The organism is Shewanella electrica (assembly GCF_022321485.1).
In the GTDB taxonomy this organism is placed as follows: Bacteria; Pseudomonadota; Gammaproteobacteria; order Enterobacterales; family Shewanellaceae; genus Shewanella; species Shewanella electrica.
On record NZ_JAKOGG010000007.1, the window covers coordinates 145,513 to 168,041 of the forward strand.

The following is a 22,529-nucleotide window of genomic DNA, read 5'->3' on the forward strand; positions in this document are numbered from 1 at the left end:
GTGTCTAAGGTAGTTTAATGGTAATTTTGAGTCCATCAAAGTTATATTTGACCGCTATATCATAAGTAAAGAGGCTTAGCAGAGGATCGATTCGATGACCAGCACCAAGCAGCCCGCAAACATGACTCAGGTACAAACCCCAGATCCGCTATTTTTACAAGCGGAGCATCTGGCTAAAGATTTCTCCCTTTTTCCGAAACATAGCAAGCGTAGCTTGTCAGATGAAATCAATGGTTTGCTGGGTGATGAAGATATTCAGGCAAACCTAAAATCGTTAGCTCAATTAGACGTTGACGGTTATGTCAACAAAGTGATTCAACCGACGCTGGACAAAAACCGTCCCGGCGCCAAGCGCATTATTGCCGAACTGAAAGGCAAGATGATCTCTGAAGAGGTTCACGGCCCATTTTATCGTGCCGAAATTGAACTGAACTTTGGTGGTCGTAATCGCCGTATCGGTTTCATCGCCCAAGAACGTACCACCTCTAACGGTGCGTGGATGCCAGAGCATCACTTAATGTGTTGTGAAGCTGTGCGCCACTTCGCTGAATTGTCGATGCCAATCGTATTTATGATTGACACCCCAGGGGCAGACGCTGGCGAAGAAGCTAACAGCCACAACCAAGCACACTCTATTTCTCGCGCTATCGCTGAAAGCGTTAACGTTGACGTACCGACACTCGGTATCGTTATTGGTGCTGGCTACTCAGGTGGCGCGATTCCACTGGCGGCGGCTAACATCCTGTTGTCACTGCGCGACGGTATCTTCAACACCATTCAACCTCAGGGCTTACAAAGCATTGCACGTAAGTTCAACTTGTCTTGGCAGGAATGTGCTAAGTCAGTGGGTGTTTCTCCGGAAGAGCTGTACACCGCAGGTTGCATCGATGGCATCATCGACTTCTCTCCAAGCGACCGCGACGAGCGTCAGCACAACCTGCGCCGCGCAATTATCAGCGGTATCGAAGCGATTGAACGCGCTGCGGTGGAGTTTGTGAAAGAGTCAGACGACTTGAAAGAACACTATCGTCGCAGTCTCAACCGTTTCTTGAACCCATCTAAGAATTTGAAAGCACTCGACAGCGCTGTGCATATGTCGTTGGCAAGCAGCCCGACCATGCATATGAACCTGTTCGGCAGTGCTTACCGTTATCTGCGTTATTTGACGCTGCGTAGCCGTATCCATTCTATCTCTATGGAACAATATGGCCGCCTGTCAAAAGTGAGCGTGCCTGAAGGTGACTTGCTGCTGCGTATTCAAAAAGAGCAGGAAAAAGTCTTCCAAACTTGGCTGTCTAGCCCAGATAAAGTGATTTACGACGAAGAGTTGGCCAAGCTGTGGAACAACTTTGTTGCTAAGCGTGGTGACGTTAGCACTGAACGTAACATGCTGACGCGTCTGATTTTGGGTGAACCAAAAGAGAACTACAAAAAAGCGCGTAAGGCGTTGTTGTTCAACATCTGTTGGTCACTCTATCACCGCTGGAAAGCCAACGCGGCAAACAACTTCAAAGGCTTGATCCAATATTTGGAAACCCTGCCAACAGAAGTGACGCAAAAGCCTTGGCCTGAGCTGAACGATCTCACGGTACTCGACGTCGTAGTCAACCAAGAGCTGCGTGAAGACTTCATTTGGCAATGCTACAACATCCTGATCTTCAACGCGTTGTATGACAACGTAGTAGGCAATCTGGCGTCTATCGCGAAAGAAGCGATGATGAACAAGAGCCTGTCTCGCAGTTCAGTCGATGGCTTGTTGCACAAGTCGATTGACCGCGCGTTATCTACCCAAGATGTGGCGAACGACAAGAGCAAGTTCTACAAGTGGTTGAAGTACTTCATGTCTCAGTCTAACCGTGCTGAGCTGTTGACCAAAACCGAACAGTGGAAGAGCGTGGGTTTCCCACAACTGAACAACAGTCTGTTCGTTATCCTGACTTACTTCTTCGAACGTTTGCTGCCGGAATATTTCGACAGTGAAGAAGACAACACACAGTACACTGGTGCCATTAACCCGGTACGTATCGGTCGTCGTAAAGACTTCTGGAACCGTCTGACCATGGGTTATCAAGACTTGCTGATCCAGAAAGTGCTGCGTGAAGAGAAGAAAACCGGCAAGATGACGTGGAACAACATTGTTGACACATTCTTCAAAAATTTTGATGAGTTGAATGGCGACAAGATGACCGCTAACTCATTGAACTTCCCAGGTTTCCGTCTTTCTATCGAAGATGCATTGGACAAAGGTATTCGCCCATGTGGTTTGATTACCGGTCTGGCAGACTTTAAACACAACGGCAAAAAACTGCGCGTGGGTGTGGCGGTATCTAACACGGCATTCCAAGCGGGTGCGTTCGACATGGCCAGTGCTGAGAAATTCTCTGCATTGCTGATCGAATGTGCTAAGCGTCGTCTGCCTGTTATCTGCTTTATCAGCTCCGGTGGTATGCAAACTAAAGAGGGTGGTGCTGCACTGTTCTCTATGGCCGTGGTGAACGACCGTATCACTCGCTTCATTCGTGACAACGAATTGCCAGTGATGATGTTTGGTTTCGGTGACTGTACCGGTGGTGCGCAAGCGTCATTTGTCACTCACCCATTGGTGCAAAGCTATTACCTGTCTGGTACTAACATGCCATTCGCAGGGCAAATGGTGGTACCGGCTTACCTGCCATCAACATCCACCCTGTCTAACTACTTGTCAAAAGTACCGGGTGCGATGAATGGTCTGGTGAACAACCCATTCAGCGATACGCTGAACGATGCGCTGGCAGGTATCGACCCACTGATGCCAATGCCAACTGAAAACATTGAAGATGTGATCAGCAGCGCGCTGTCATCTTTGGTGCCAGAAGCGCACGAGCAGTTGACCGATGAAATCGTTCAAGATGATCCACGTAAACTGATGAAGCCGATCGACAAAGTGTTGATCCACGCTCGCGGTTGTACGGCGGTGAAACTGATCCGTAAAGCGCACGATAACGACATCAAAGTGGTACTGGTAGCGTCAGATCCTGACATGACTTCTGTACCAGCAGACATGCTGAATGACAACGACAAGCTGGTTTGTTTGGGTGGTAACACCTCAGACGAATCTTACTTGAATGCCTACTCAGTGCTGCGTGTAGCCGACTACGAAAAAGTTGATGCACTGCACCCAGGTATCGGCTTCTTGTCTGAAAGCCCACAGTTTGCGGCTTTGTGCGTAAACAACGGCGTGAACTTTGTTGGCCCAAGCGTGAACTCAATGACCACCATGGGTAACAAATCGAACGCGATTAAGACCTCGCAATCGCAAAACGTACCGGTTGTTCCCGGTTCACACGGTATTTTGACTAACGCTGAGCAAGCGGTGAACGTGGCTAACGAAATCGGTTACCCAGTATTGCTTAAAGCGGTACAAGGCGGTGGCGGTAAAGGTATTCAGGTGGTGCGTCGTCCAGAAGAGATGATTGGTCTGTTCCAAAAAACCTCGACTGAAGCGGCAGCTGCGTTTGGTAACGGCGACCTGTACCTCGAAAAATATGTGACTTCACTGCGTCACATCGAAGTGCAGTTGCTGCGTGACCAATTTGGTAACGCCAAAGTGCTGGGTCTGCGTGACTGTTCAGTACAACGTAACAACCAGAAAGTGATTGAAGAATCTGGTTCAACCATGTTGCCAGATGAACTGAAAGCGAAAGTGTTGGATTACACCAAAGCACTGGGTAACGCCACTGACTACATGGGCGCCGGTACTGTTGAGTTCATCTACAACTTGGATGCTAACGAAGTGTACTTCATGGAGATGAACACTCGTCTGCAAGTAGAACACCCAGTGACTGAACTGACTTCAGGTATCGACATTGTAAGTGCACAGTTTGACATCGCTTCAGGCCGTTCAATTGAACACCTTGAGCCAAAACAACTGGGCTACGCGCTGGAAGTTCGTGTCACCGCAGAAAAAGCGGCACTGGACAGCCATGGCGTACTGCAATTGCTGCCTAACCCAGGTTTGATTACTGAATGTGTGATGCCTGAGCGTGACGATATCGACGTGATTTCTATCGCGGCCGAAGGCAAAGAAGTATCGCCTTACTACGATAGCTTGATTGCGCAGATCATCGTACATGGTGAAGACCGTGAAGACGCCATCAACCGTATGTTGAGCTACCTCGATAGCGTATCTATCAAAGGTATTGCGACCAACATTCCGTTGCTGAAACGTATTCTGGCTGACCGTACCTTCCGTGAAGGTGTGTACGACACCAACTACTTGCCACGTCTGATGGCTGAGTTGGACATTCCAGCATTGATTGCTGAGATGGAAGCAGCGGCAGAAGCCAAAGCGGTAGACACTGAGTCACTGCGCGTTGGTGAGTCGAACGAGCTGAAAGTATTGGCGCAAGGCGCAGGTATCTTCTACAGCTCACCTGCACCGGGTGAAGCCGACTTCGTTAAAGAAGGCGACATTGTGACTGTGGATCAAACCTTAGCGCTGACTGAAGCGATGAAGATGTTCTCACAAATCACGCTGGCAGGGTTCAACCGTAAAAACGCGGTACTGTACCCAGAAGACAAGCAATATCGCATCGAGCGTATTCTGAACGGTAACGGTCAGCAAGTATCGCAAGGTGACCTGCTGTTTGTTATCTCGCCAGTAGAGAACGACTAAGCATTCGCTTTAGCACATTGAAAAAGCCCGCATTGCGGGCTTTTTTGTGGCCGAAATTTACCACGGCGGCCGGCATCCGCTTTCGCTCAGCGAGAGGCGCATTTGCGGCAGCGCCAACTTTTGCCGTCAGATGCTGATTTTTTCGATCTAAATGGGGCGCTGGCATAGGTTTTAACGGTCATTTGAGTTAAAATCCCGCGTTTGCATTATCCAGTAAACATTCCAATCAGGTAATTGAAATCACATGTTTGAAGTGAATCCTGTCAAAAACAAAATCAAGGAGCTGTCAGAGCGTACAGAACTCCTGAGGGGGTATCTTTGACTATGACGCCAAGAAAGAGCGTCTAGAAGAAGTAGTCAGAGAGTTAGAAGGCTCAGAAGTTTGGAACAATCCTGAACGTGCCCAAGCCCTTGGTAAAGAACGCGTCGCGTTAGAAACCGTAGTAGAAACCATCGACGAGCTCGAATCGGGCCTCGAAGACGTAGAAGGCCTGCTTGAGTTAGCGATTGAAGAGGAAGATGAAGACACCTTCAACGAAACTTCAAACGACCTCAACGAGCTAGAAAAACGTCTGGAAGAACTTGAATTCCGTCGTATGTTCTCTGGCGATAGCGATGCCTCAGATTGTTACCTCGATATTCAATCGGGTTCCGGCGGTACTGAAGCGCAAGACTGGGCCAACATGGTACTGCGTATGTACCTGCGTTGGGGTGAAGATCATGGCTTTAGCCCAGAGTTGATTGAAGTTTCTGACGGTGACGTAGCGGGTATCAAGAGTGCCACTATCAAGTTCACTGGTGAATATGCTTATGGCTGGTTGCGCACCGAAACGGGCGTGCATCGCTTAGTGCGTAAGTCACCGTTTGACTCAGGTGGTCGTCGTCATACCTCGTTCTGCTCAGTGTTCGTTTACCCTGAAATTGACGATTCTATCGACATCGATATCAATCCTGCCGATCTGCGTATCGACGTTTACCGCGCCTCGGGTGCCGGTGGTCAGCACGTTAACCGTACCGAATCTGCGGTGCGTATTACCCACGTGCCAACCAATACTGTGGTGCAGTGTCAAAACGACCGCTCACAGCATAAAAACAAAGACACCGCGATGAAACAGCTGAAAGCTAAGTTGTTTGAGCTGGAGCTGAAAAAGCAGAATGCGGAAAAACAAGCGGCGGAAGATCTCAAGTCGGATATCGGCTGGGGTAGCCAGATCCGTTCTTATGTACTGGATGATTCACGCATCAAAGATTTGCGCACCAGTGTAGAAACCCGCAACACGCAAGCCGTTCTAGACGGCGATTTAGACAAGTTTATTGAAGCCAGCCTCAAATCAGGGCTGTAACAGAGAAGACGCTGAAAATGACTGAACATTTGGATGAAAACAAACTGATCGCGGAACGTCGTGCCAAGCTCGATCAAATCCGTACTAGCAGTCCGGCTAACGGTCACCCTAACACTTTCCGTCGTAGCCACAAGGCTGCCGAGCTGCAAGCTCAATACGGCGATAAGACCAAGGAAGAGCTGGAATCTCTGGGCTTCACCACTGCCATTGCTGGCCGTGTCATGGCTAAACGTGGCCCGTTCATCGTGCTGCAAGATGTCTCTGGTCGTATCCAAGCTTACGCAGAAAAAAGCGTACAAGCAGATTTGAAAGAGCGTTACAAAGGCTTGGACATCGGTGACATCATCGGCGTTAAAGGCCAACTGCACTTGTCTGGTAAAGGCGAACTGTACGTGCACATGGACGAATACGAGCTGCTGACTAAAGCACTGCGTCCACTGCCAGAAAAATTCCACGGTCTGACTGACCAAGAGATGCGTTATCGTCAACGCTACGTTGACCTGATCGTCAACGAAGAATCACGCAACGCGTTCCAAATGCGTTCTAAAGTGGTTGGTGCCATCCGTAGCTTTATGGAAGGCAAAGAGTTTATGGAAGTAGAAACCCCAATGATGCACGTCATCCCTGGTGGTGCTTCTGCGCGTCCATTTATCACACACCACAATGCGCTGGATATCGATATGTACCTGCGTATCGCGCCAGAATTGTACCTGAAACGTTTGGTCGTGGGCGGTTTCGAGCGTGTGTTCGAAATCAACCGTAACTTCCGTAACGAAGGTCTGTCACCACGTCACAACCCAGAATTCACCATGATGGAATTCTATATGGCGTACGCTGACTACAAAGATCTGATGGATCTGACCGAAGAGATGCTGTCTTCTATCGCCCTGAAACTGACTGGCGACACTAAGCTGCCATACGGTGAAGATGTGATTGACTTCGGTGGCCCATATGCTCGTATGAGCATGCTGGAAGCGATTCAACACTACAATCCAAACAATGCCAAAATCCAAGCAATGACTTACGAACAAGTCAAAGACTTGGACTTCATGCGCACCTTGGGTAAAGAAGTAGGCTTGGAAATCGAAAGCTTCTGGACTTGTGGTCAACTGCTGGAAGAGATCTTCGGTGAAACCGCAGAGCCTAAACTGATGCAGCCTACCTTCATCACTGGCTACCCAGCGGACATTTCGCCACTGGCACGTCGTAGCGATGACAACGACTTCATTACCGACCGTTTTGAATTCTTCATCGGTGGCCGCGAAGTGGCTAACGGCTTTAGCGAGCTGAATGATGCTGAAGACCAAGACAGCCGCTTTAAAGCACAGGTTGCTGCGAAAGATGCGGGTGACGACGAAGCGATGTTCTACGATGCAGACTACATCACTGCACTGGAACACGGTCTGCCACCAACAGCAGGTCAAGGTATCGGTATCGACCGTTTGGTCATGCTGTTTACCAACAGCCACACCATCCGTGACGTGATCCTGTTCCCAGCGATGCGTCCACAAGCGCAATAAGCGTTAGCTAGTTTTAGCCGCTTAAAAACATTAAAGCCTTGCAGTTGACTGCCAGGCTTTATTTTTTGAGACAAACGGCTGAACCGCTAAAGATGCCTGCGGTTTAGCGACACTGCGTTAGCTTGCCGGTAGTGCGTAGTTGTTGTAATTGCGCCTGAGCCGTTTCGCTGCCTAACTTCGCTGCTTTATCTAGCCAATGGCGTCCCTCAATTTCATTATGTTGACAAAACATCAGTGTGCCCAAGGTCTCAGCACCTTTCACATGGTTATGTTTTGCCGCTTGTCGCAAATATTCCAGTGCGCGCGTGGCATCCGCTTTCGCTAACTTGAAAAACAGTTTGTATGCCGCATCGGCATCCTCAAACTTGGTTGCTAACTGCTGCAACACCGCTATTTGCTGGGGCTCAGTCGCGGTGACATTGATGCTGCCAGAATAGTAACTGCTTGCAGGCAGATCGGCATTGAAGTCGCTAATGTAATAGTTGTAGCTGCCTTCCTCGACAGCAAACAATAGGTTACTTAAGTCGTCCAAGTTCAACGCATCAAGGTCGTTTAGTCGTTGTTGATATTGGGCGTTAATATCATCGTTGCTGATAAGCTTATTAGCGGCAATGTCTAACTTGTCAGACTCTGGCATATCGGCGGCCTTTAGTTGCTCCGCAAATGACAGCGCCTGCCGTTTAAATCGCGTCTCTACCACTTTATCTGATAGTGCCTGATAGCGAGTCAATTCTTGTTTAAGTGCCGACGTATTGCCATATAACGCCGCTTGTTGGCGCCATTTAGTTGCTTCGTGTTCAAATTCTGCACTGCCTACGTATTCCTTGCTGAGACTATCGGCATCTCGGTAAATCGTGTCGACAACTATCCACCAAATCTGTTGGAATTGAGGGCTACCTGATTCGGCTTTGCTTTTAATCGCTAATGCTTCCGCTGAGGGGGCGTCATAGTTACCAAATTTGTAGGCGGATATTGCTTCTTGGGTATTGTCCCAATGCAATATCGAATCAAACGGACTCAGTTGGCAGGACGTTAACACCGACTCATAATCATCGGCTTCGATATTCGCTAGGCAGGCTTTATCTGCGTGAACTTGATAGAAGTAGCAGCCGCCGCAAAGCATTACAGCAAAGAGTAACGGCAATCCCATTTTCTGCCAACGAGGTGCCGTTGTTACCTGAAAAGGCTGCAGATCGTGCTCACTGATGGCCTGTTCTTCTAACTCCGTGAGCGCTTTTTTGCTGGTTAGATGCACTATGATGGCGGCCACAGGTAAGCCAATGAACCATGAAGCGTTGACGTTTAGCCACATGCCAAGAGCGAGGTAACCTAGACTAGCAATGATAGTCGTAGGGATCCGCGCTGATGATGAATATAGTCGGCCGACATATCTGGCGAATAGGCCGATGATTGCTGGAAATACAATCCAAGCCATCCCACGACTGATAATCGCATGAGTTTCTATATAGCGCATCAAGACTGCGGCTAACACAAATCCAATGATTGCGCCGAGCAGCGCTAAAATGGGGCGTTCTTCTTTGACGAGTTTTATATAAGCTTGTTCTAATTCCGCTCTTTGGTACTGCATGGGTATCCTACCTCTACTTCATATCCCAGCGTGTTAATGACGCAGGTTGCTATCTTATCCAGAATAAAAAAGGTAGGAAATTCATTTTGTTAATAATAAGCGGTTTTTGTTAGGCGGAGCTACAATGATTGAACGGCGATAGCCGACCATGCCGTATCAAATACCGCCAACAATGATGATTCGTCAGTGCCACTTTTAACGGCAAGCTGAGCTGCTAAGCGAATGCGTTAGCACGGTTTCAATGCAACTGCTCCACGCAGATACGGTCGCAGCCGAGCGCTTTGGCGGCGGCGAGCCCTTGGCTGGCGCGGTTGAGGAGATCTTGGCTGCGTTGATCATCGTCGGCAAACTGGCTCAGGCCACCACTGATGGAGGTGCACGCTTGCGGCAGATCGAGTGATAACAGTTGTTGATGGATATCTTTACGCAGGCGGTCGATAAGCCCCCACGCTTGTTCGGTTTCGGTGTGCGGCAGCAAAATCACAAAGCTATTGTGTTGGTAACGAAAGGCGCGATCCTCTTGGCGCAAATCGCTCAGGCAGACATTGCCGACGGTGGACACCACACAGGCTTCTGTCGTCTCGCCACATTGCTGCTGTAACTGATGAAAGTAGTCCAATTCGAACAATACCAAGCTGCACTGAATATGATGTCGATGGAACAAGCTGAAATGGGCCGCCAGCTCTTTGCTCATACGCCGTTGGCTGTACAGGTGTGATACTAAATCTACCTCACCATAATTGGCCCAGCGCTGCGCTTGCTTGTGGTAATGGGTCACGTCATGGCTAAGCCATAATACGGCCGCTTCTCCGTCCACGGTAAAACCCAGTGGCTGAATATGTCCCTCCCACCAACTGTTGTGATGTGGTTTGGATTGCTGCCAGTCTTGATGGCTCAACGCAAACTCGACTCTGTGTGGCCGTGCAGTGGCTAACGCATGGTCAATTTGTGCCAATAACCAAGGCGTTTTATTCAGCGTAAATACGTGACTAATACTTGGTGATGGCATAAACCCTTGATAGCCATTTTCGCAGCCAAAGACCTGCACACAGCGGCCGCTGCGTGTGAGCACAAACGCTGGGATCGGTAAGGCATTAGCCAGTTGGCTGAGTTGCTGCGGCGTCAGCATAGCGGGGCATCCAAGCATGTTGAGGGCATAGATTGATCTTAGTCGAAATCAGCGTGCTTGCAGCAGCAAATGCTAATTTTAATGCGGCTTAGAATAGACTCGCTTGCGCGACGGGATGCAGTGGCACAAGGTCATCCAACTGCCACGGCTGCTGGGTGGCAATATGTTGCTGTAACTGCTGATAAAGCCGATGCGCCAGTTCAGGTGCATGGATATTATCCGGCGTATGCACAAACAGATGCGGCGTCTTACCTTCGCTCAACCATTGCGGCAACTTACTCAGCCACGGCGTAAAAAAGGCATCGTTATTTTCTGGCACTAAATCACCAATAAAACGCACTACTGGCATGTTGGCGGTGGCAATGGCATGAACTGGCACACGTGGCTTCTTACTTTGTGCGTCGCGCATGATCTCGGTGGTTGCTGGTTGGGCGAAGATCGGCCGACTGTCCATAATGATGCGGTCACAACTATGCTGCATCAGCAAACGGTTGAGCTGTTGTTCGGCAGCACCTTTGGCAAAAAAGGCTTGATGGCGTAGCTCGACACCGTAATGAAGGCCAGCGGGTAAACGTGCAATAAATGCGGCCAGTATTGGCAATGATTCAGGGCCAAAGCTGGCGGGCAGTTGGATTTTCCAAACTGAAGTGTGCGCTTGCAACGGCTGCATACGGTTGAAAAACTCGCTTAGCTCGCCATCGCAATGTTGCAGTTGTTTATCGTGGGTAATGGTGCGTGGCAGTTTAAACGTAAACCGAAAAGACGCTGGCACATTGGCTGCCCACATCGCCACGGTGTTGGCATCGGGCAGGGCGTAAAAACTGGTGTTGCCTTCGACGGTATCAAACTTTTCGGCGTAACCAGCGAGACGAGCAGCGGGCGTTTGGCAACCTTGTAAAATCGACTTCTGCCACTGCGGCAACGACCACATTGCCATACCGACCCGCAATAATGGTTTATGAGCTAACGGCATGGTACTCCCGCACTAATTCCACCATCGCCTGCGCCGCAAATGACAGCGGCTGGCCTTTACGCCAATAGATGGATAACTCCCAAATCAGGTCATCTTGTTGCAGTGGCACATTCACCACCCCCGGCACTTGGTGACGATTGGCTAAAAAGCTCGGCATGATCATCACGCCAGTGCCCGCCGCTACCAAGGCCACGCCGAAATCAGGATGGCTGACTTTAGTGACAATTTTGGGCATAAAACCGCGTTGCACACAGCCGTTGAGGACCAGATCGTGCAGCGCATACTCCTCGTTAAAAATGATCTGCGGATCGTCGCTCAGTTGCTGCAAGCTGAGTTCTTCGGCATCAGCAAACGGATGTTGTTGCGGTAGCACCACCATCATCGGGTCGCGGCGAATACAGAAACCATCAAACTCATCGGCCAGCGAGATGATACCGGTCGCCAGTTCGACTTCGCCTTTTTTCAGCTTTTGGGTCTGCTCAGTGCCGCCGCGTACCAGCAGTTGCATTTTGATATGCGGATATAAGCTACGGTAGCGGCTGATCACTGGCGTGAACAGTTCGGCGCTGCCTAACGGGGCCAGCCCTAAATGCAGCTCGCCAGTGAGTAAACTGCGCTGCGCCGCCAGCTCGGTTAGCATTTCATCACGGGTATTCAGTAGCGATTTACCATAGCGGTACACCACTTGACCAGAAGGCGTTGGCCGCAGTTGGCTGCCGCGTTTACCGCGCTCTAGCAGTACTAAATCGAGATCGGCTTCCAGTTGTGTGATGGCTTTTGACAGGGCTGGTTGGGTGATATGGATCGCCTCGGCGGCCTTGGCAAAACCGCCATGGTCAATAATTTCGATGAAATAGCGAATAACCTTAAGATCCACTAATATAACCCTTTGGAATACTTTGTATTAATAAGATTCATTTTTTTTATCTAAAATAGCACCCTAGAATGGCACTATCAATTTTATGAAGAGACGCATCATGCAACTGGCCCATTCGGCGGCGCGATTTCAGCTACTACGGCAGCAAAGTAAACATGTGAGTTTGGCGTTGCTACAAATCGGCATTATCTGTTTGTTTGCTTGGGGCGCTCATGCAGTGGCTACCGCGCTGCATTCGCCGATCCCCGGTAGTGTACTCGGTTTAGCGGTGGTGCTATTGGCGCTGGCGCTCAAAATCATTCCCGAAAAAGCGATTCAGGTCGGGGCCGCGTGGTTTATCGGTGACTTGTTGCTGTTTTTCATTCCGCCGATGATCTCAGTGATCAAATACGAAGATCTACTGCGGCAGTACGGTTTCAATATCCTGTTGACCATTGTGCTCGGGGTCATCTCTGTGCTGCTTGGCACCGGTTTTGTGGTGGATCGCGTGTTTCGTTTTGAGCGCAAACAGCATCTGAAGCGGCAGATGGCTAAGCATCTAAAAGCACAGCAACTGCAAAAAACTCACGACACAAAGGCAGAATAATGAGCCAGTCAACTCTGTTAGCGCTGATCAGCTTACTGATTACCGTTGGCAGTTATTACATCGCTAAGGCTTTGTATAAACGCCATAAAACTTGGTGGTTACTGCCCAGTATTCTCGCGCCTGTCGTGGTGGTGTTTATTGTGGTGTGGTTGTCGATTCCGCTGCCCACCTATTTTGAATATACCCACTGGTTAGTGACCTTGTTAGCGCCAGCTACTGTGGCGTTTGCCGTGCCGATTTACCGCGAGCGTCAGTTGATTCGCCAATATCCGCTCACCATCAGTTGCGGCGTGATTGCCGGGGTGATGTTTGGCTTAACCTCAACTTGGTTACTGACCAAGGTGATCCCGTTGCCGGAAGAGTTGATCCACAGTGTATTGGTGCGTTCGGTATCAACACCGTTTGCCCTGGAAGCCACCAGCGCCTTTGGCGGCGTGCCTGAGTTGACCGCCTTGATGGTGATGCTCACTGGCATCATTGGCATGGTGATTGGCGAACCGTTGATGAAGCTATTTCGTATCCATACATCGCTTGGACGCGGTGTCGCATTAGGTGCTAGCGCCCATGGTTCTGGTACGGCGATTGCGACAGAGATTGGTCAGCAAGAAGGGGTGGTCGCCAGTCTCACCATGATTTTTGCTGGTATTGTGATGGTCATTTGTGCGCCATTTTTTGCTTGGGTGTTTTCGTAAACCTCTCGATAAAAACGGGCATAGACTAGAAAGTGAAACGATTTTTAACCACAGCTTCCCCAGAGTTTAGTGGTTAGCCGCTCAAGTCATTGAGCACCTACTTACCTGAGTTCGCTCAGGACTTCATGTTGCGTTAAGCCGATGTTCCCTCATCGGCTTTTTTTTGCCTGAAATTTGAAGATTTTTTACGGTGTTTGTCGCAGTTTTAATTGCCACGTTTACGTTATTCGCGCTGCTGGTGTATCACTTATGCTCGGCCGTCGTCAGCAGCTTTAGCGCCTCTTCCACTACGTCATCTTGACCGTCGTTGGTAAATACACTGAATGCCAAAACCAAGCTATCTAACTTGAGCAGACCCTTTGTCATATACATGAATTCATCAGGTTGTGGCGCTGGGTCTGTCACCGTGAAGTAATAACCGTGTCCATCGATTCCGGTAATTTCTGTTACCTGAATATCCGTTTCCGCTGCACTGTCCTCCATCTCTTTAGCACTGGCAGTAACTTGTTGCTGCAGGCCTGATTCATCGATGGTTTGGTCGTCACCTGTGGGCCACCATAGATTCACGTAAACCTCAAATGGCTGACCATTTTTAGGAGCTAAAAAAACTGTCGGCGGTACAGCGCCTTTAGGTTGGTTGAATTGACTTGCCCAACCATCAGGAATACTGAGCTGTACTGCCCCATGTTCAGGGACGGGAAATGTTGCTAAGTGAGGCGCTGCGACTACGGCGCTACTGACAAATAGTGATAAGGCGAAGAGTAACTGAATGCGTTTTAGCATGAACTTAATTCCTTGTTTTATCGGCGATGTTAGGTTCCATTGCTGGTCGCTTAGTAATCTATGCCGTTGCTTAGTACTGCGCAATAAATGTTGCTAGTGATTCCACGGCTTTGTGCGTTATCGCAGCCTTGCTGCATTAGCCCATTCGCATTTAGCCAGATGACTGATTAGGTTATACTGCCCGCGCTAATTGTGGTCATAACCCGCTTCGGCGGGTTTGTTGTTGATTGGGTAATCAAAATAAATGCACACACTGGAACAACTGCGCGCAGGCGAACTACAAGGGATCCGTCAGCTATCACTGTCTTGTGGATTAACTGAGTTTCCGCGCGAGATTTTCTCACTGGCTGACTCGTTAGAAATCCTCGATCTCAGCGGCAATCAACTGTCATCACTACCGGACGATTTGCCAAAGCTCAGCAAGCTCAAAGTGATCTTTTGCTCGCAAAATTACTTCACCGAGTTACCGCAAGTGCTGGGGCGTTGTGAGTCACTAAGCATGGTCGGCTTTAAGTCGAATCAAATTGTCGATGTGCCACCGGCAGCGTTACCAGCCAAATTACGTTGGCTGATTTTGACCGATAACCGTGTGCAACAACTGCCAGACAACATTGGTGCCTGCGTTGAATTGCAAAAGCTGATGCTGGCGGGCAATCAATTGACCAGCTTGCCAGACACCTTGAGCAACTGTCACAAGTTGGAGCTAATTCGCCTCGCTGCTAATCGGCTCGAACATCTGCCGCAATGGCTATTCACTCTGCCACGGTTAACTTGGTTGGCGTACGCCGGTAATCCGCTCAGTGCCCAGTTAGAAGCGCAAGCGTTGAACGTCGCGCTGCCTGAAATTCACTGGCAACAACTGGCGGTAAACGAGTTGCTAGGCGAGGGTGCTTCTGGGCTGATTTATCGCGCAGACTTAATGAGTGCTGCAACTAGCACGCCAGTGGCGGTGAAATTGTTTAAAGGCGCGATGACCAGTGATGGCCTGCCGCTATGCGAAATGGCCTCGACCATTAAAGCAGGGCAACATGTGGCGCTCACGCAAACTCTTGGCCGTGTGGCAGCGCATCCACAAGGTACTGATGGCTTGGTAATGCAGTTGATCCCCAGCGATTTTGCTAACTTGGCTGGCCCGCCAAGCTTGTCCTCTTGCACCCGCGATGTGTATGCGCCAGAGCAACGGTTTACGCCAGCGGTGATGTTCAATATCGCCACTGCGATTGCTAGCGCGGCCCAGCATCTGCACCAGCAGGGCATGATGCATGGTGATTTGTACGCGCACAATATTCTCACCACGGAGATTGGCGATGCATTGCTGAGTGATTACGGCGCCGCCTCATTTTACGATGTGGCGGATGCCGCGTTGGCTGCACGTTTGTCGCGTTTAGAAGTGCGCGCGTTCGGCTGTTTGCTGGAAGAGTTGTTGGCGCGTTGTGATGGTTTGGCGGATTCGACGCAGCAAGGACTGGGAGCGTTGCTCGCTGATTGTTTGCAAGCACAACTGCTGTCGCGCCCCAGCTTTGAAGACATTTGTCAGCGCCTTAACCAACTGCAAGCGCAGCAAGTCATGGCCGCCTGATGGCCGTTGGCTTGCCGCGTGGTGGTTTAGTTAAACAAATTGGCCTGCGGCAAAGCCACTGCTCCAGCAATACTGGAAATTGTAACCGCCGAGCCAACCGGTAACATCGGTGACTTCGCCGATGAAATATAATCCCGGCGCTTTTTTCGCCTCAAAGGTTTTTGAACTCAGTTCGTCAGTATCTACGCCGCCTAAAGTGACTTCGGCAGTACGGTAGCCCTCGGTGCCATTGGGCTTGATTTGCCATGCGTGTAACGTTGCATGTAACTCATCAATTTGGCGATGAGTCAGTTGGTTGACGTTGGCATCGGGCAGCAAGTTGCTGTCATACAGTATCTCGACAAAGCGCTTAGGCAATACGCTGGCGAGGCAGTTTTTCAGCGACTTTTGCCCCTGAGTTTCGCGCCACTGTTGTATCTGTGTTTTTAACTCCATATCCGGCAGTAAGTTAATACTGACCGATTGGCCTGCCCGCCAAAACGAGCTGATCTGTAACACCGCAGGGCCTGATATGCCGCGATGGGTAAACAGCAGATTCTCTTTAAAACTGGTGCCATTGTCACTGGTGATGCTGCACGGAATACTGATGCCCGCTAACGCGGCAAAACGCTCTTTATCATGCTGATGCAGGGTAAAAGGCACCAGTGCGGCGGTGGTCGGAAACACCTTGAGGCCAAACTGGGCGGCAATTTGGTAACCTATCGGCGTTGCGCCTAATTTCGGCATAGTCAGACCGCCAGAGGCGACCACGAGAGACTGGCATTGATAACTTTCTTGAGTGGTTTGCACTAGATAGCCGCCTTCATTAGCTGCCACCGACAAGACTTCACTGCGCAGCGCAATATTCACTCCAGCCCAATCGCATTCGGTCAGCAGCATATCGACGATATCTTGCGCGGAATTATCACAAAACAGCTGCCCCAAGGTTTTGTGGTGGTATTGCAGGCCGTGGCGCTCGACCAACTCAATAAAGTCGTGTTGGCTGTAGCGGCTGAGACATGATTTAACAAAGTGGGGATTGTTGCACAGGTAATTGGCTGGGCTAGCATTCACGTTGGTGAAGTTACAGCGGCCGCCACCGCTGATCAAAATTTTGCGCCCAGGCTTTTTACCCATATCTAGTACGGTGACTTGGCGACCACGGTAGCCCGCCTGCGCGGCACACATTAACCCGGCAGCCCCCGCACCTATCACGATGACATCGACATGCGTCATTATTTGTTCCCCAATAAAATTTGGCGGCATTGTAGCAAACCTAGCAGGCTTCGCCATGCCAAGCTGCACTTGGTGAGTGTGTGCGTTATGGTGCTGACACGACGAGACGGAATGGCCGCGAATAATATCCATGTTTAACGGTCTGCTCGCCGTCCATGGTTGCTTTGACTGCCGCTATGCCTGTTGTTTTATGGCGACATTTTATTTCTCGCAAATTCAGCTGGTTAGTTATTGTTGCGTCGGTGGTCATGCCAGTTTTTTCATCAGGTAAACCTTACTTACACCGTAACGGCTTTGTGTTAATATTCGCCACTTTCATGTTGGCTTATATAGGGACAAATGCCAGTGAATTGTTTATTGCGCGTGATTTTATTGTGGTTGGGCTCGCAGTTAGCTTGGCCGGTATTGGCGAATCAAACCTTGGCGGATCGTATGTTGGACGTGCGTAAAGTCGAAGGGGTTGATGTTTACTATAACCTCAGTAATGGCATGCCGTTACAGGGCGAATACCGCTTGGTACGCGATACCCAAGGTTACACCTTAGCAAGTTTTGATCAGGGCTTGGTCAGCGGTAACTGGCAGGTATTCGACCAGCGCAATCAACCGGTGTTAAGCGGCCAATATCAAGCCGGTAAACAGCACGGTGAATGGCAGTATTTTAGCGTTGATGGTGCGGTAGAGCAGACCGAGTATTATGACGCTGGCGTGCCTACTGGCGAGTGGCGGCGTTTTAATACTGAACGTCAGATCATCGAAACCACAAAGTATGAAAATGGCGAAAAAGTCGAAGTTAATCGCTTTTACAGCAATGGCAAACCGCAAAGTGTAGAAACCTATCAAGCAAACTTACGTCATGGTGTTTGGCAAACATTTCACGCCAATGGTGAGGTGGCTGAACTGTGGCACTATGCCAACAACCAACTCAATGGCTTATACCAAAGTAAGAATGAACAAGGTGAAGTCATCCTCGAAGGCCAATACAACGCCAACGGCCAACAGCAAGGCGAATGGGTACAGTATTACGGCGCCAACAGCCGCGCAGCGACTGTGTTATACAACGATGGCAAGCGCCATGGCCTAAGTGAACAATTCAGCCCCGATGGCTCGTTGACGGTGAGCTGTAATTATCAGCAGGGGGTTAAGCACGGCGAGTGCAAAGAATTTAACAACAACCAACTGGTGAGCGTTACACATTACCTGCAAGGCAAATTAGACGGTGAGTTGCTGCGCTACAATGTCGAAGGCCAGTTACTGCAACAGCAAAATTACCACAACGACATGCTCTCTGGTGAGCAACTGCAATACCACCCTAACGGCAAATTAGCAAAGCGCGCTAATTACCACACCAGCGAAGTTGGGGCGAATGGTCAATACCCACTGCATGGCGCTTTTGGCTATTACGATGACAAAGGCTTACCGATTGAAACCGCCAATTTTGCCATGGGCGAACGTGACGGCACCCACAAGCGCTACTCTGGTGAAACCTTACTAGAAGAGACCGAATACAAGCAGGGTAAACGCCACGGTCTATCAAAAACATTTTACAGCTCTGGCGAGCCACGCGAGCAAAATACTTATGTTGAGGGCAAGCTCAATGGCCCATTCAAGAGCTGGCACATCAACGGCGCCCTGCGTGAAGAAGGGCAACGCAAAGATGGTCAATTGATCGGGCGCTATCAACTGTTTTATGACACAGGCAAACCACAAAAGCTGGAAAATTACGCCAGCGAAAAAGCCGCCTCTGACTATAAGTTTGACCTCAATGGTAAGTATCAGCAGTGGACCGCCAATGGTGATCTATCGCAAGAAGGCAACTACGTTGACAACAAACGCCATGGCAACTGGATCACTTATCAGCAAGGTGAAAAAAGCCGTGAACAGGAGTTTATTGCCGGTAAAGCCGAAGGTCGGTTTATTGATTACTATCAGGGGCGTCGTCGCACCAGCGGCTATTTTCTGAATAACCAAAAAACCGGCGAATGGATTGAATACTATTATCAGGCAGACGATCCGACTTACGGCTTTATTCCAGAAGGCACCGTCAGGTACAAATCCAATTGGCTGGAAAACAAACAGCACGGCAAAACCGAGTTCTACACCGCCAAAAATATTCTCTACAAAGTTGAAACTTGGGAGAAAGGGCAAAAGACCGGTGACTATAAAGAGTTTTATGTCAGCAACGGCGAACCCAAAATCGCGGGTAAAATGCAAAAAGGGCAATGGTTTGGTTTATGGCAAGCCTGGTATGAAGACGGCACGTTAGCGCAGGCGGTGAACTACGATGACAGCCGCAAACATGGCCTCGCGCAGGAATATTATGAAAATGGTCAGATGAAGAGCGAGATCGAATACGAGTACGACAAACCCCATGGCCGCTATAAACTGTTCCATTCCAACGGTCGCCCGCAGCAAAATGAAAAGTATGTCAAAGGCTTAAAAGAAGGCCCAGCGGAGTATTTTCATAACAACGGCAAACCGTCGGAGCAAGGCAGCTATTTGCATGATCGCAAAGAAGGCGAATGGTTTGAGTATTGGACCAATGGTCAGGTGAGAACGCAAGGCAGTTACATCAGCGGCCGCCCGTCTGGTGACTGGCAGTATTTTGATCAGCACGGCAAATTGATTAAAACCGAATATAAGGGCTAGTCAATGAGTGGCACAGCGTTATTCAGTTAACGCTGTGCTTGGTGAGATTTATCACTGCGTGATTGCAACCTGCGGTTGGCTTCTATGGCTTGCAGCCATTGCAAACTACGTTTGCGAAAGTCGTGGAACTACTCGTTCCACACCAGAGGACAAGGTGATGCTTGCCAGCACTGATGTGCTAAATCGCCTGCAGCGGGCTTATGCACTGGCGATCCAGATCCAGTGGCACGCGGTAAACTCATCCCTGAGCGCTCTACGCCAGCATCCATGCTGGCGAAGGCCACTGGTCCGCCAGTGCTGGGAATTCACGGAGTTATCCTGTGAATCACAATGTGTTTTCTGGTTTTGTTGAAAAGCGAAAACCTCGATTGCTCAATGTCTGCCCAACGTACCTACGCTGCGCCGAAGGGGAATTGGTGTTGCCTGTTCCAGTTACGTTTGAACGTTGCACAGTTCGTGCTTGTTAGGCTTTATGGCTTCGCCATACCAAGCTGCGCTTGGCAAAGTCGTGAGCTTTCGCGCTCACACTACGAGACAAGGGGGCTGTTCAGCCTTGTCCCCTTGTCAAACCCCATACCGCCCCACGGCGTAAAACGCTACGGCGCTTCTGGTTTGCCATTTTCGCAAATCGCTCTGATTCGCGGTCCCTCGCTCACCATCGCTTCTCGGCGTCCATGCCTCGATTGCTCAATGTCTGCCCAACGCACCTGCGCTGCGCCGAAGGGGATTGGCAGTTTGGTGAGCTTGCAATGGAAATTGAGTTCTATCCACCTATTGGTGCCAATAAAATGAAGCTAGCCATATCAATGGCAAGAAGGTGACTATAGTTCGTATCTGAAAATTTAAGTTCCTCTTTGTAATCGATAGAAAAATTGTTAACCTAAAGTATATGAAATAAGTAAAATAACTGAACAAGTAAAAAGTTGTTTTTATCTTTAGTTTGTTCTTATCTAGGAAAAATCGATGATTAATTCAATATGGGTTGATAACTTTAAGTCATTAGTTGATTTTTATCTTCCTTTAGATAAGTTTAACTGTATTGTAGGACTTAATGGGGCCGGAAAATCGACAGTTTTGCAGTCGCTCGATTTTGTATCGCAACTAATGATTGGTGATATTGATACGTGGCTAAAAAGTAGGCATTGGGATAGTTCAGATTTAAATTCAAAATTAACAAAAAAAAGTAATATTGATTTTAGGATAGAACTCAATATTGATGGTGGAGTAGTTACTTGGTCTGGTAGTTTTAACCGTTCATCACTTAGTTGTACAAAAGAATATATTGTTGAGAAAGGTAAAAAGATACTGTCCGTTGAGGATGGTTCATATACATTTAGAGATAAGAAACATGATATTGTTTTTGATTATCAAGGTTCAATTCTTTCTAGATTAAAGGAGAATGAACAATGGAAAACTTTAAAGATTGTTAAAGATTTAATTCTTAATATTCGCTCGCTTGATTTGATAAGCCCTGAATTACTTAGAAGTCAAAGTAGAACATCTGAAGGAAAATTAGGTTTAGGTGGCGAAAAGTTATCCGCATTTGTTCATGAGTCTGGAGTGAATGTTCAGGAACAATTAAGGAAAGAACTTGTCAAAGTTTATCCGCAGTTAAAATCTATAACAACAAAGTCTCTGCGTTCGGGGTGGAAACAGTTAGAGATTGATGAGTCATTTGAAAATATGAAGTTAATATCTTCAGCTAGGCATATAAATGATGGAATGTTAAGGTTGATGGCTATTTTGCTCCAACTTAATATTGGTAATGCATTTCTATTATTCGATGAAATCGAGAATGGGATTAATCCAGAATTAATCGAATATTTGATAGATCATCTTGTCTCCTCGAACGATCAAATCTTAGTTACCACCCATAGCCCTATGGTTCTTAACTTTATTGAAGATGAAGTTGCTAGGAAAGGGGTGAAATATATATATAAAACAAAAGAAGGATTTTCGCGATCAATTAGATTTTTTGATATACCATCTATTTCCAAGAAGTTAGATTTTATGGGGCCTGGTGAAGCATTTATTGATACCGATTTGACAAAGTTATATGAAGAGATTTCCTTGGTAAAGGACGCGTGAAATGTATTTACTTCTTAGTGGTGAAGGCTCTAGTGATATCGGCAACTGTAATTTAGCTATTAACTTCTGTGATAGAGATAATTTTGTGGAGGGGCCTATGACGGTGATCGTTGACCAACTAATAGAGATATTTCAAGGTTATGAAATGTCTCATTTAGATACTAGTAGGGTCTCATTTGTTTCTGAACGTCATCTTGCAGATAACAAACTTCCAGCTAAGAAAAAGAGCATGTCCATGAGAGGGAAAAAGAAGGCTGTAGAAACTAAATACTATTATGAAAATGCTCGTGCTCTAGCTTCGTTAGCAAAGCAAAAGAGCATAGAGGTTCAGGATAAAGTTATTGCAGTTTTATTCAGGGATTCTGATGGGACCGCTTCTGCGAATCGTGGGAATTGGAGTGATAAAAGAGAATCAATGCTCCGAGGTTTTAACGATGAAGAATATTCTTTAGGTGTAGCGATGGTGCCAAAACCCAAATCTGAGGCATGGTTGCTATGCGCGACAAAAGATACCAAATATCAAAACTGTATTGTTTTAGAAGATGAATCAGGAAATGATGATTCACCTAATCCCTTAAAAGAACAATTACTTCATTCATTAGATAGAAATTTTGATGGTAATAATGATATTTGCCAGCTAATTAGAGAAAAGTTAATAGATATTGAGAAGATAGATATGCCATCTTTTTCTGCGTTTAAGGAAAATCTCAAGACAGCTGTTGAGAAGGCATTGAGTTGAAGTATATGAATCTGTTACGCATAGCATTTGTGGCTAATGCGAGGGTGTTCAATATTCTGTGTCAGCCTATTCACAGATCTATATGAGCGTCTAAGCGCCCCTCGAAGTGTATCGACA

Annotated in this window: 15 protein-coding genes; 9 read left to right on the forward strand and 6 right to left on the reverse strand. The window is 48.3% G+C overall.

Annotation, left to right across the window (positions count from 1 at the left end):
- The first annotated feature begins 94 nt into the window (after positions 1-94).
- The 3 genes from L9G74_RS12130 (at position 95) to lysS (ending at position 7,517) form a co-directional block, all read left to right on the forward strand.
- Entirely contained in the window at positions 95-4,654 is a 4,560-nt protein-coding gene (locus tag L9G74_RS12130; RefSeq protein WP_238896668.1) for an ATP-binding protein, read from the forward strand.
- Between the two features lie 244 nt (positions 4,655-4,898).
- Positions 4,899-5,997, forward strand: a protein-coding gene (gene prfB, locus L9G74_RS12135) for a peptide chain release factor 2 (protein ID WP_238896669.1) whose coding sequence is annotated in 2 segments (ribosomal slippage) — positions 4,899-4,973 and positions 4,975-5,997 — 1,098 coding nt in all. Because the reading frame shifts where the segments join, the coding sequence is not laid out codon by codon here.
- A gap of 17 nt (positions 5,998-6,014) precedes the next feature.
- On the forward strand, positions 6,015-7,517 hold the full coding sequence (lysS, locus tag L9G74_RS12140) for a lysine--tRNA ligase (protein WP_238896670.1): 1,503 nt from the start codon (positions 6,015-6,017) through the stop codon (positions 7,515-7,517).
- A gap of 103 nt (positions 7,518-7,620) precedes the next feature.
- Here the strand turns inward: lysS and L9G74_RS12145 are convergent, their stop codons facing one another.
- The 4 genes from L9G74_RS12145 to L9G74_RS12160 form a co-directional block, all read right to left on the reverse strand.
- A complete protein-coding gene (locus tag L9G74_RS12145; RefSeq protein ID WP_238896671.1) occupies positions 7,621-9,105 on the reverse strand; it encodes an SEL1-like repeat protein in 1,485 nt (494 codons plus the stop codon).
- 238 nt (positions 9,106-9,343) lie between these two features.
- A complete protein-coding gene (locus L9G74_RS12150; RefSeq protein WP_238896672.1) occupies positions 9,344-10,234 on the reverse strand; it encodes a GGDEF domain-containing protein in 891 nt (296 codons plus the stop codon).
- Between the two features lie 88 nt (positions 10,235-10,322).
- Complete coding sequence (locus tag L9G74_RS12155) at positions 10,323-11,207, reverse strand: DUF72 domain-containing protein (protein ID WP_238896673.1); 885 nt, start codon at positions 11,205-11,207, stop codon at positions 10,323-10,325.
- Positions 11,191-12,084: a LysR family transcriptional regulator gene (locus tag L9G74_RS12160; protein WP_238896674.1), complete on the reverse strand. Its 894-nt coding sequence runs from the start codon at positions 12,082-12,084 to the stop codon at positions 11,191-11,193. Before L9G74_RS12160 ends, L9G74_RS12155 begins: the two co-directional genes overlap by 17 nt.
- 100 nt (positions 12,085-12,184) lie before the next feature.
- Here L9G74_RS12160 and L9G74_RS12165 point away from each other — a divergent pair, with 100 nt between their 5' ends.
- Positions 12,185-12,670 carry a CidA/LrgA family protein gene (locus L9G74_RS12165; RefSeq protein ID WP_238896675.1) on the forward strand — a complete coding sequence of 162 codons (486 nt, stop codon included), beginning with the start codon at positions 12,185-12,187 and terminating at the stop codon, positions 12,668-12,670.
- Complete coding sequence (locus tag L9G74_RS12170; protein ID WP_238896676.1) at positions 12,670-13,362, forward strand: LrgB family protein; 693 nt, start codon at positions 12,670-12,672, stop codon at positions 13,360-13,362. The genes L9G74_RS12165 and L9G74_RS12170 overlap by 1 nt, the downstream gene beginning before the upstream one ends.
- 243 nt (positions 13,363-13,605) lie before the next feature.
- On the opposite strand, the gene L9G74_RS12175 is transcribed toward L9G74_RS12170, so the two are convergent.
- A complete protein-coding gene (locus L9G74_RS12175) occupies positions 13,606-14,145 on the reverse strand; it encodes a hypothetical protein (protein ID WP_238896677.1) in 540 nt (179 codons plus the stop codon).
- Positions 14,146-14,389: 244 nt separating this feature from the next.
- Here L9G74_RS12175 and L9G74_RS12180 point away from each other — a divergent pair, with 244 nt between their 5' ends.
- Positions 14,390-15,724 carry a leucine-rich repeat-containing protein kinase family protein gene (locus tag L9G74_RS12180; RefSeq protein ID WP_238896678.1) on the forward strand — a complete coding sequence of 445 codons (1,335 nt, stop codon included), beginning with the start codon at positions 14,390-14,392 and terminating at the stop codon, positions 15,722-15,724.
- Between the two features lie 30 nt (positions 15,725-15,754).
- Here L9G74_RS12180 and L9G74_RS12185 read toward each other — a convergent pair whose 3' ends face one another.
- Positions 15,755-16,939 (reverse strand): BaiN/RdsA family NAD(P)/FAD-dependent oxidoreductase, encoded by a 1,185-nt coding sequence (locus L9G74_RS12185; protein WP_238896679.1) that lies wholly within the window; start codon positions 16,937-16,939, stop codon positions 15,755-15,757.
- Between the two features lie 345 nt (positions 16,940-17,284).
- Here L9G74_RS12185 and L9G74_RS12190 point away from each other — a divergent pair, with 345 nt between their 5' ends.
- The 3 genes from L9G74_RS12190 to L9G74_RS12200 all read left to right on the forward strand — a co-directional run bounded on the left by L9G74_RS12190 (position 17,285) and on the right by L9G74_RS12200 (position 22,412).
- Positions 17,285-19,585 (forward strand): toxin-antitoxin system YwqK family antitoxin, encoded by a 2,301-nt coding sequence (locus L9G74_RS12190; RefSeq protein ID WP_238896680.1) that lies wholly within the window; start codon positions 17,285-17,287, stop codon positions 19,583-19,585.
- Between the two features lie 963 nt (positions 19,586-20,548).
- Positions 20,549-21,673 (forward strand): AAA family ATPase, encoded by a 1,125-nt coding sequence (locus L9G74_RS12195; protein ID WP_238896681.1) that lies wholly within the window; start codon positions 20,549-20,551, stop codon positions 21,671-21,673.
- 1 nt (position 21,674) lies between these two features.
- Positions 21,675-22,412, forward strand: a complete 738-nt coding sequence (locus tag L9G74_RS12200) for a hypothetical protein (protein WP_238896682.1) — start codon at positions 21,675-21,677, stop codon at positions 22,410-22,412.
- Positions 22,413-22,529: the final 117 nt, after the last annotated feature.

What these genes read in the sequence shown, in the direction of transcription:
- L9G74_RS12130 (WP_238896668.1), top strand. Translation starts at nt 95, where the DNA reads ATGACCAGCACCAAGCAGCCCGCAAACATGACTCAGGTACAAACCCCA.
- lysS (WP_238896670.1), top strand. Translation starts at nt 6,015, where the DNA reads ATGACTGAACATTTGGATGAAAACAAACTGATCGCGGAACGTCGTGCC.
- L9G74_RS12145 (WP_238896671.1), bottom strand. Translation starts at nt 9,105, where the DNA reads ATGCAGTACCAAAGAGCGGAATTAGAACAAGCTTATATAAAACTCGTC.
- L9G74_RS12150 (WP_238896672.1), bottom strand. Translation starts at nt 10,234, where the DNA reads ATGCTGACGCCGCAGCAACTCAGCCAACTGGCTAATGCCTTACCGATC.
- L9G74_RS12155 (WP_238896673.1), bottom strand. Translation starts at nt 11,207, where the DNA reads ATGCCGTTAGCTCATAAACCATTATTGCGGGTCGGTATGGCAATGTGG.
- L9G74_RS12165 (WP_238896675.1), top strand. Translation starts at nt 12,185, where the DNA reads ATGCAACTGGCCCATTCGGCGGCGCGATTTCAGCTACTACGGCAGCAA.
- L9G74_RS12170 (WP_238896676.1), top strand. Translation starts at nt 12,670, where the DNA reads ATGAGCCAGTCAACTCTGTTAGCGCTGATCAGCTTACTGATTACCGTT.
- L9G74_RS12175 (WP_238896677.1), bottom strand. Translation starts at nt 14,145, where the DNA reads ATGCTAAAACGCATTCAGTTACTCTTCGCCTTATCACTATTTGTCAGT.
- L9G74_RS12180 (WP_238896678.1), top strand. Translation starts at nt 14,390, where the DNA reads ATGCACACACTGGAACAACTGCGCGCAGGCGAACTACAAGGGATCCGT.
- L9G74_RS12185 (WP_238896679.1), bottom strand. Translation starts at nt 16,939, where the DNA reads ATGACGCATGTCGATGTCATCGTGATAGGTGCGGGGGCTGCCGGGTTA.
- L9G74_RS12195 (WP_238896681.1), top strand. Translation starts at nt 20,549, where the DNA reads ATGATTAATTCAATATGGGTTGATAACTTTAAGTCATTAGTTGATTTT.
- L9G74_RS12200 (WP_238896682.1), top strand. Translation starts at nt 21,675, where the DNA reads ATGTATTTACTTCTTAGTGGTGAAGGCTCTAGTGATATCGGCAACTGT.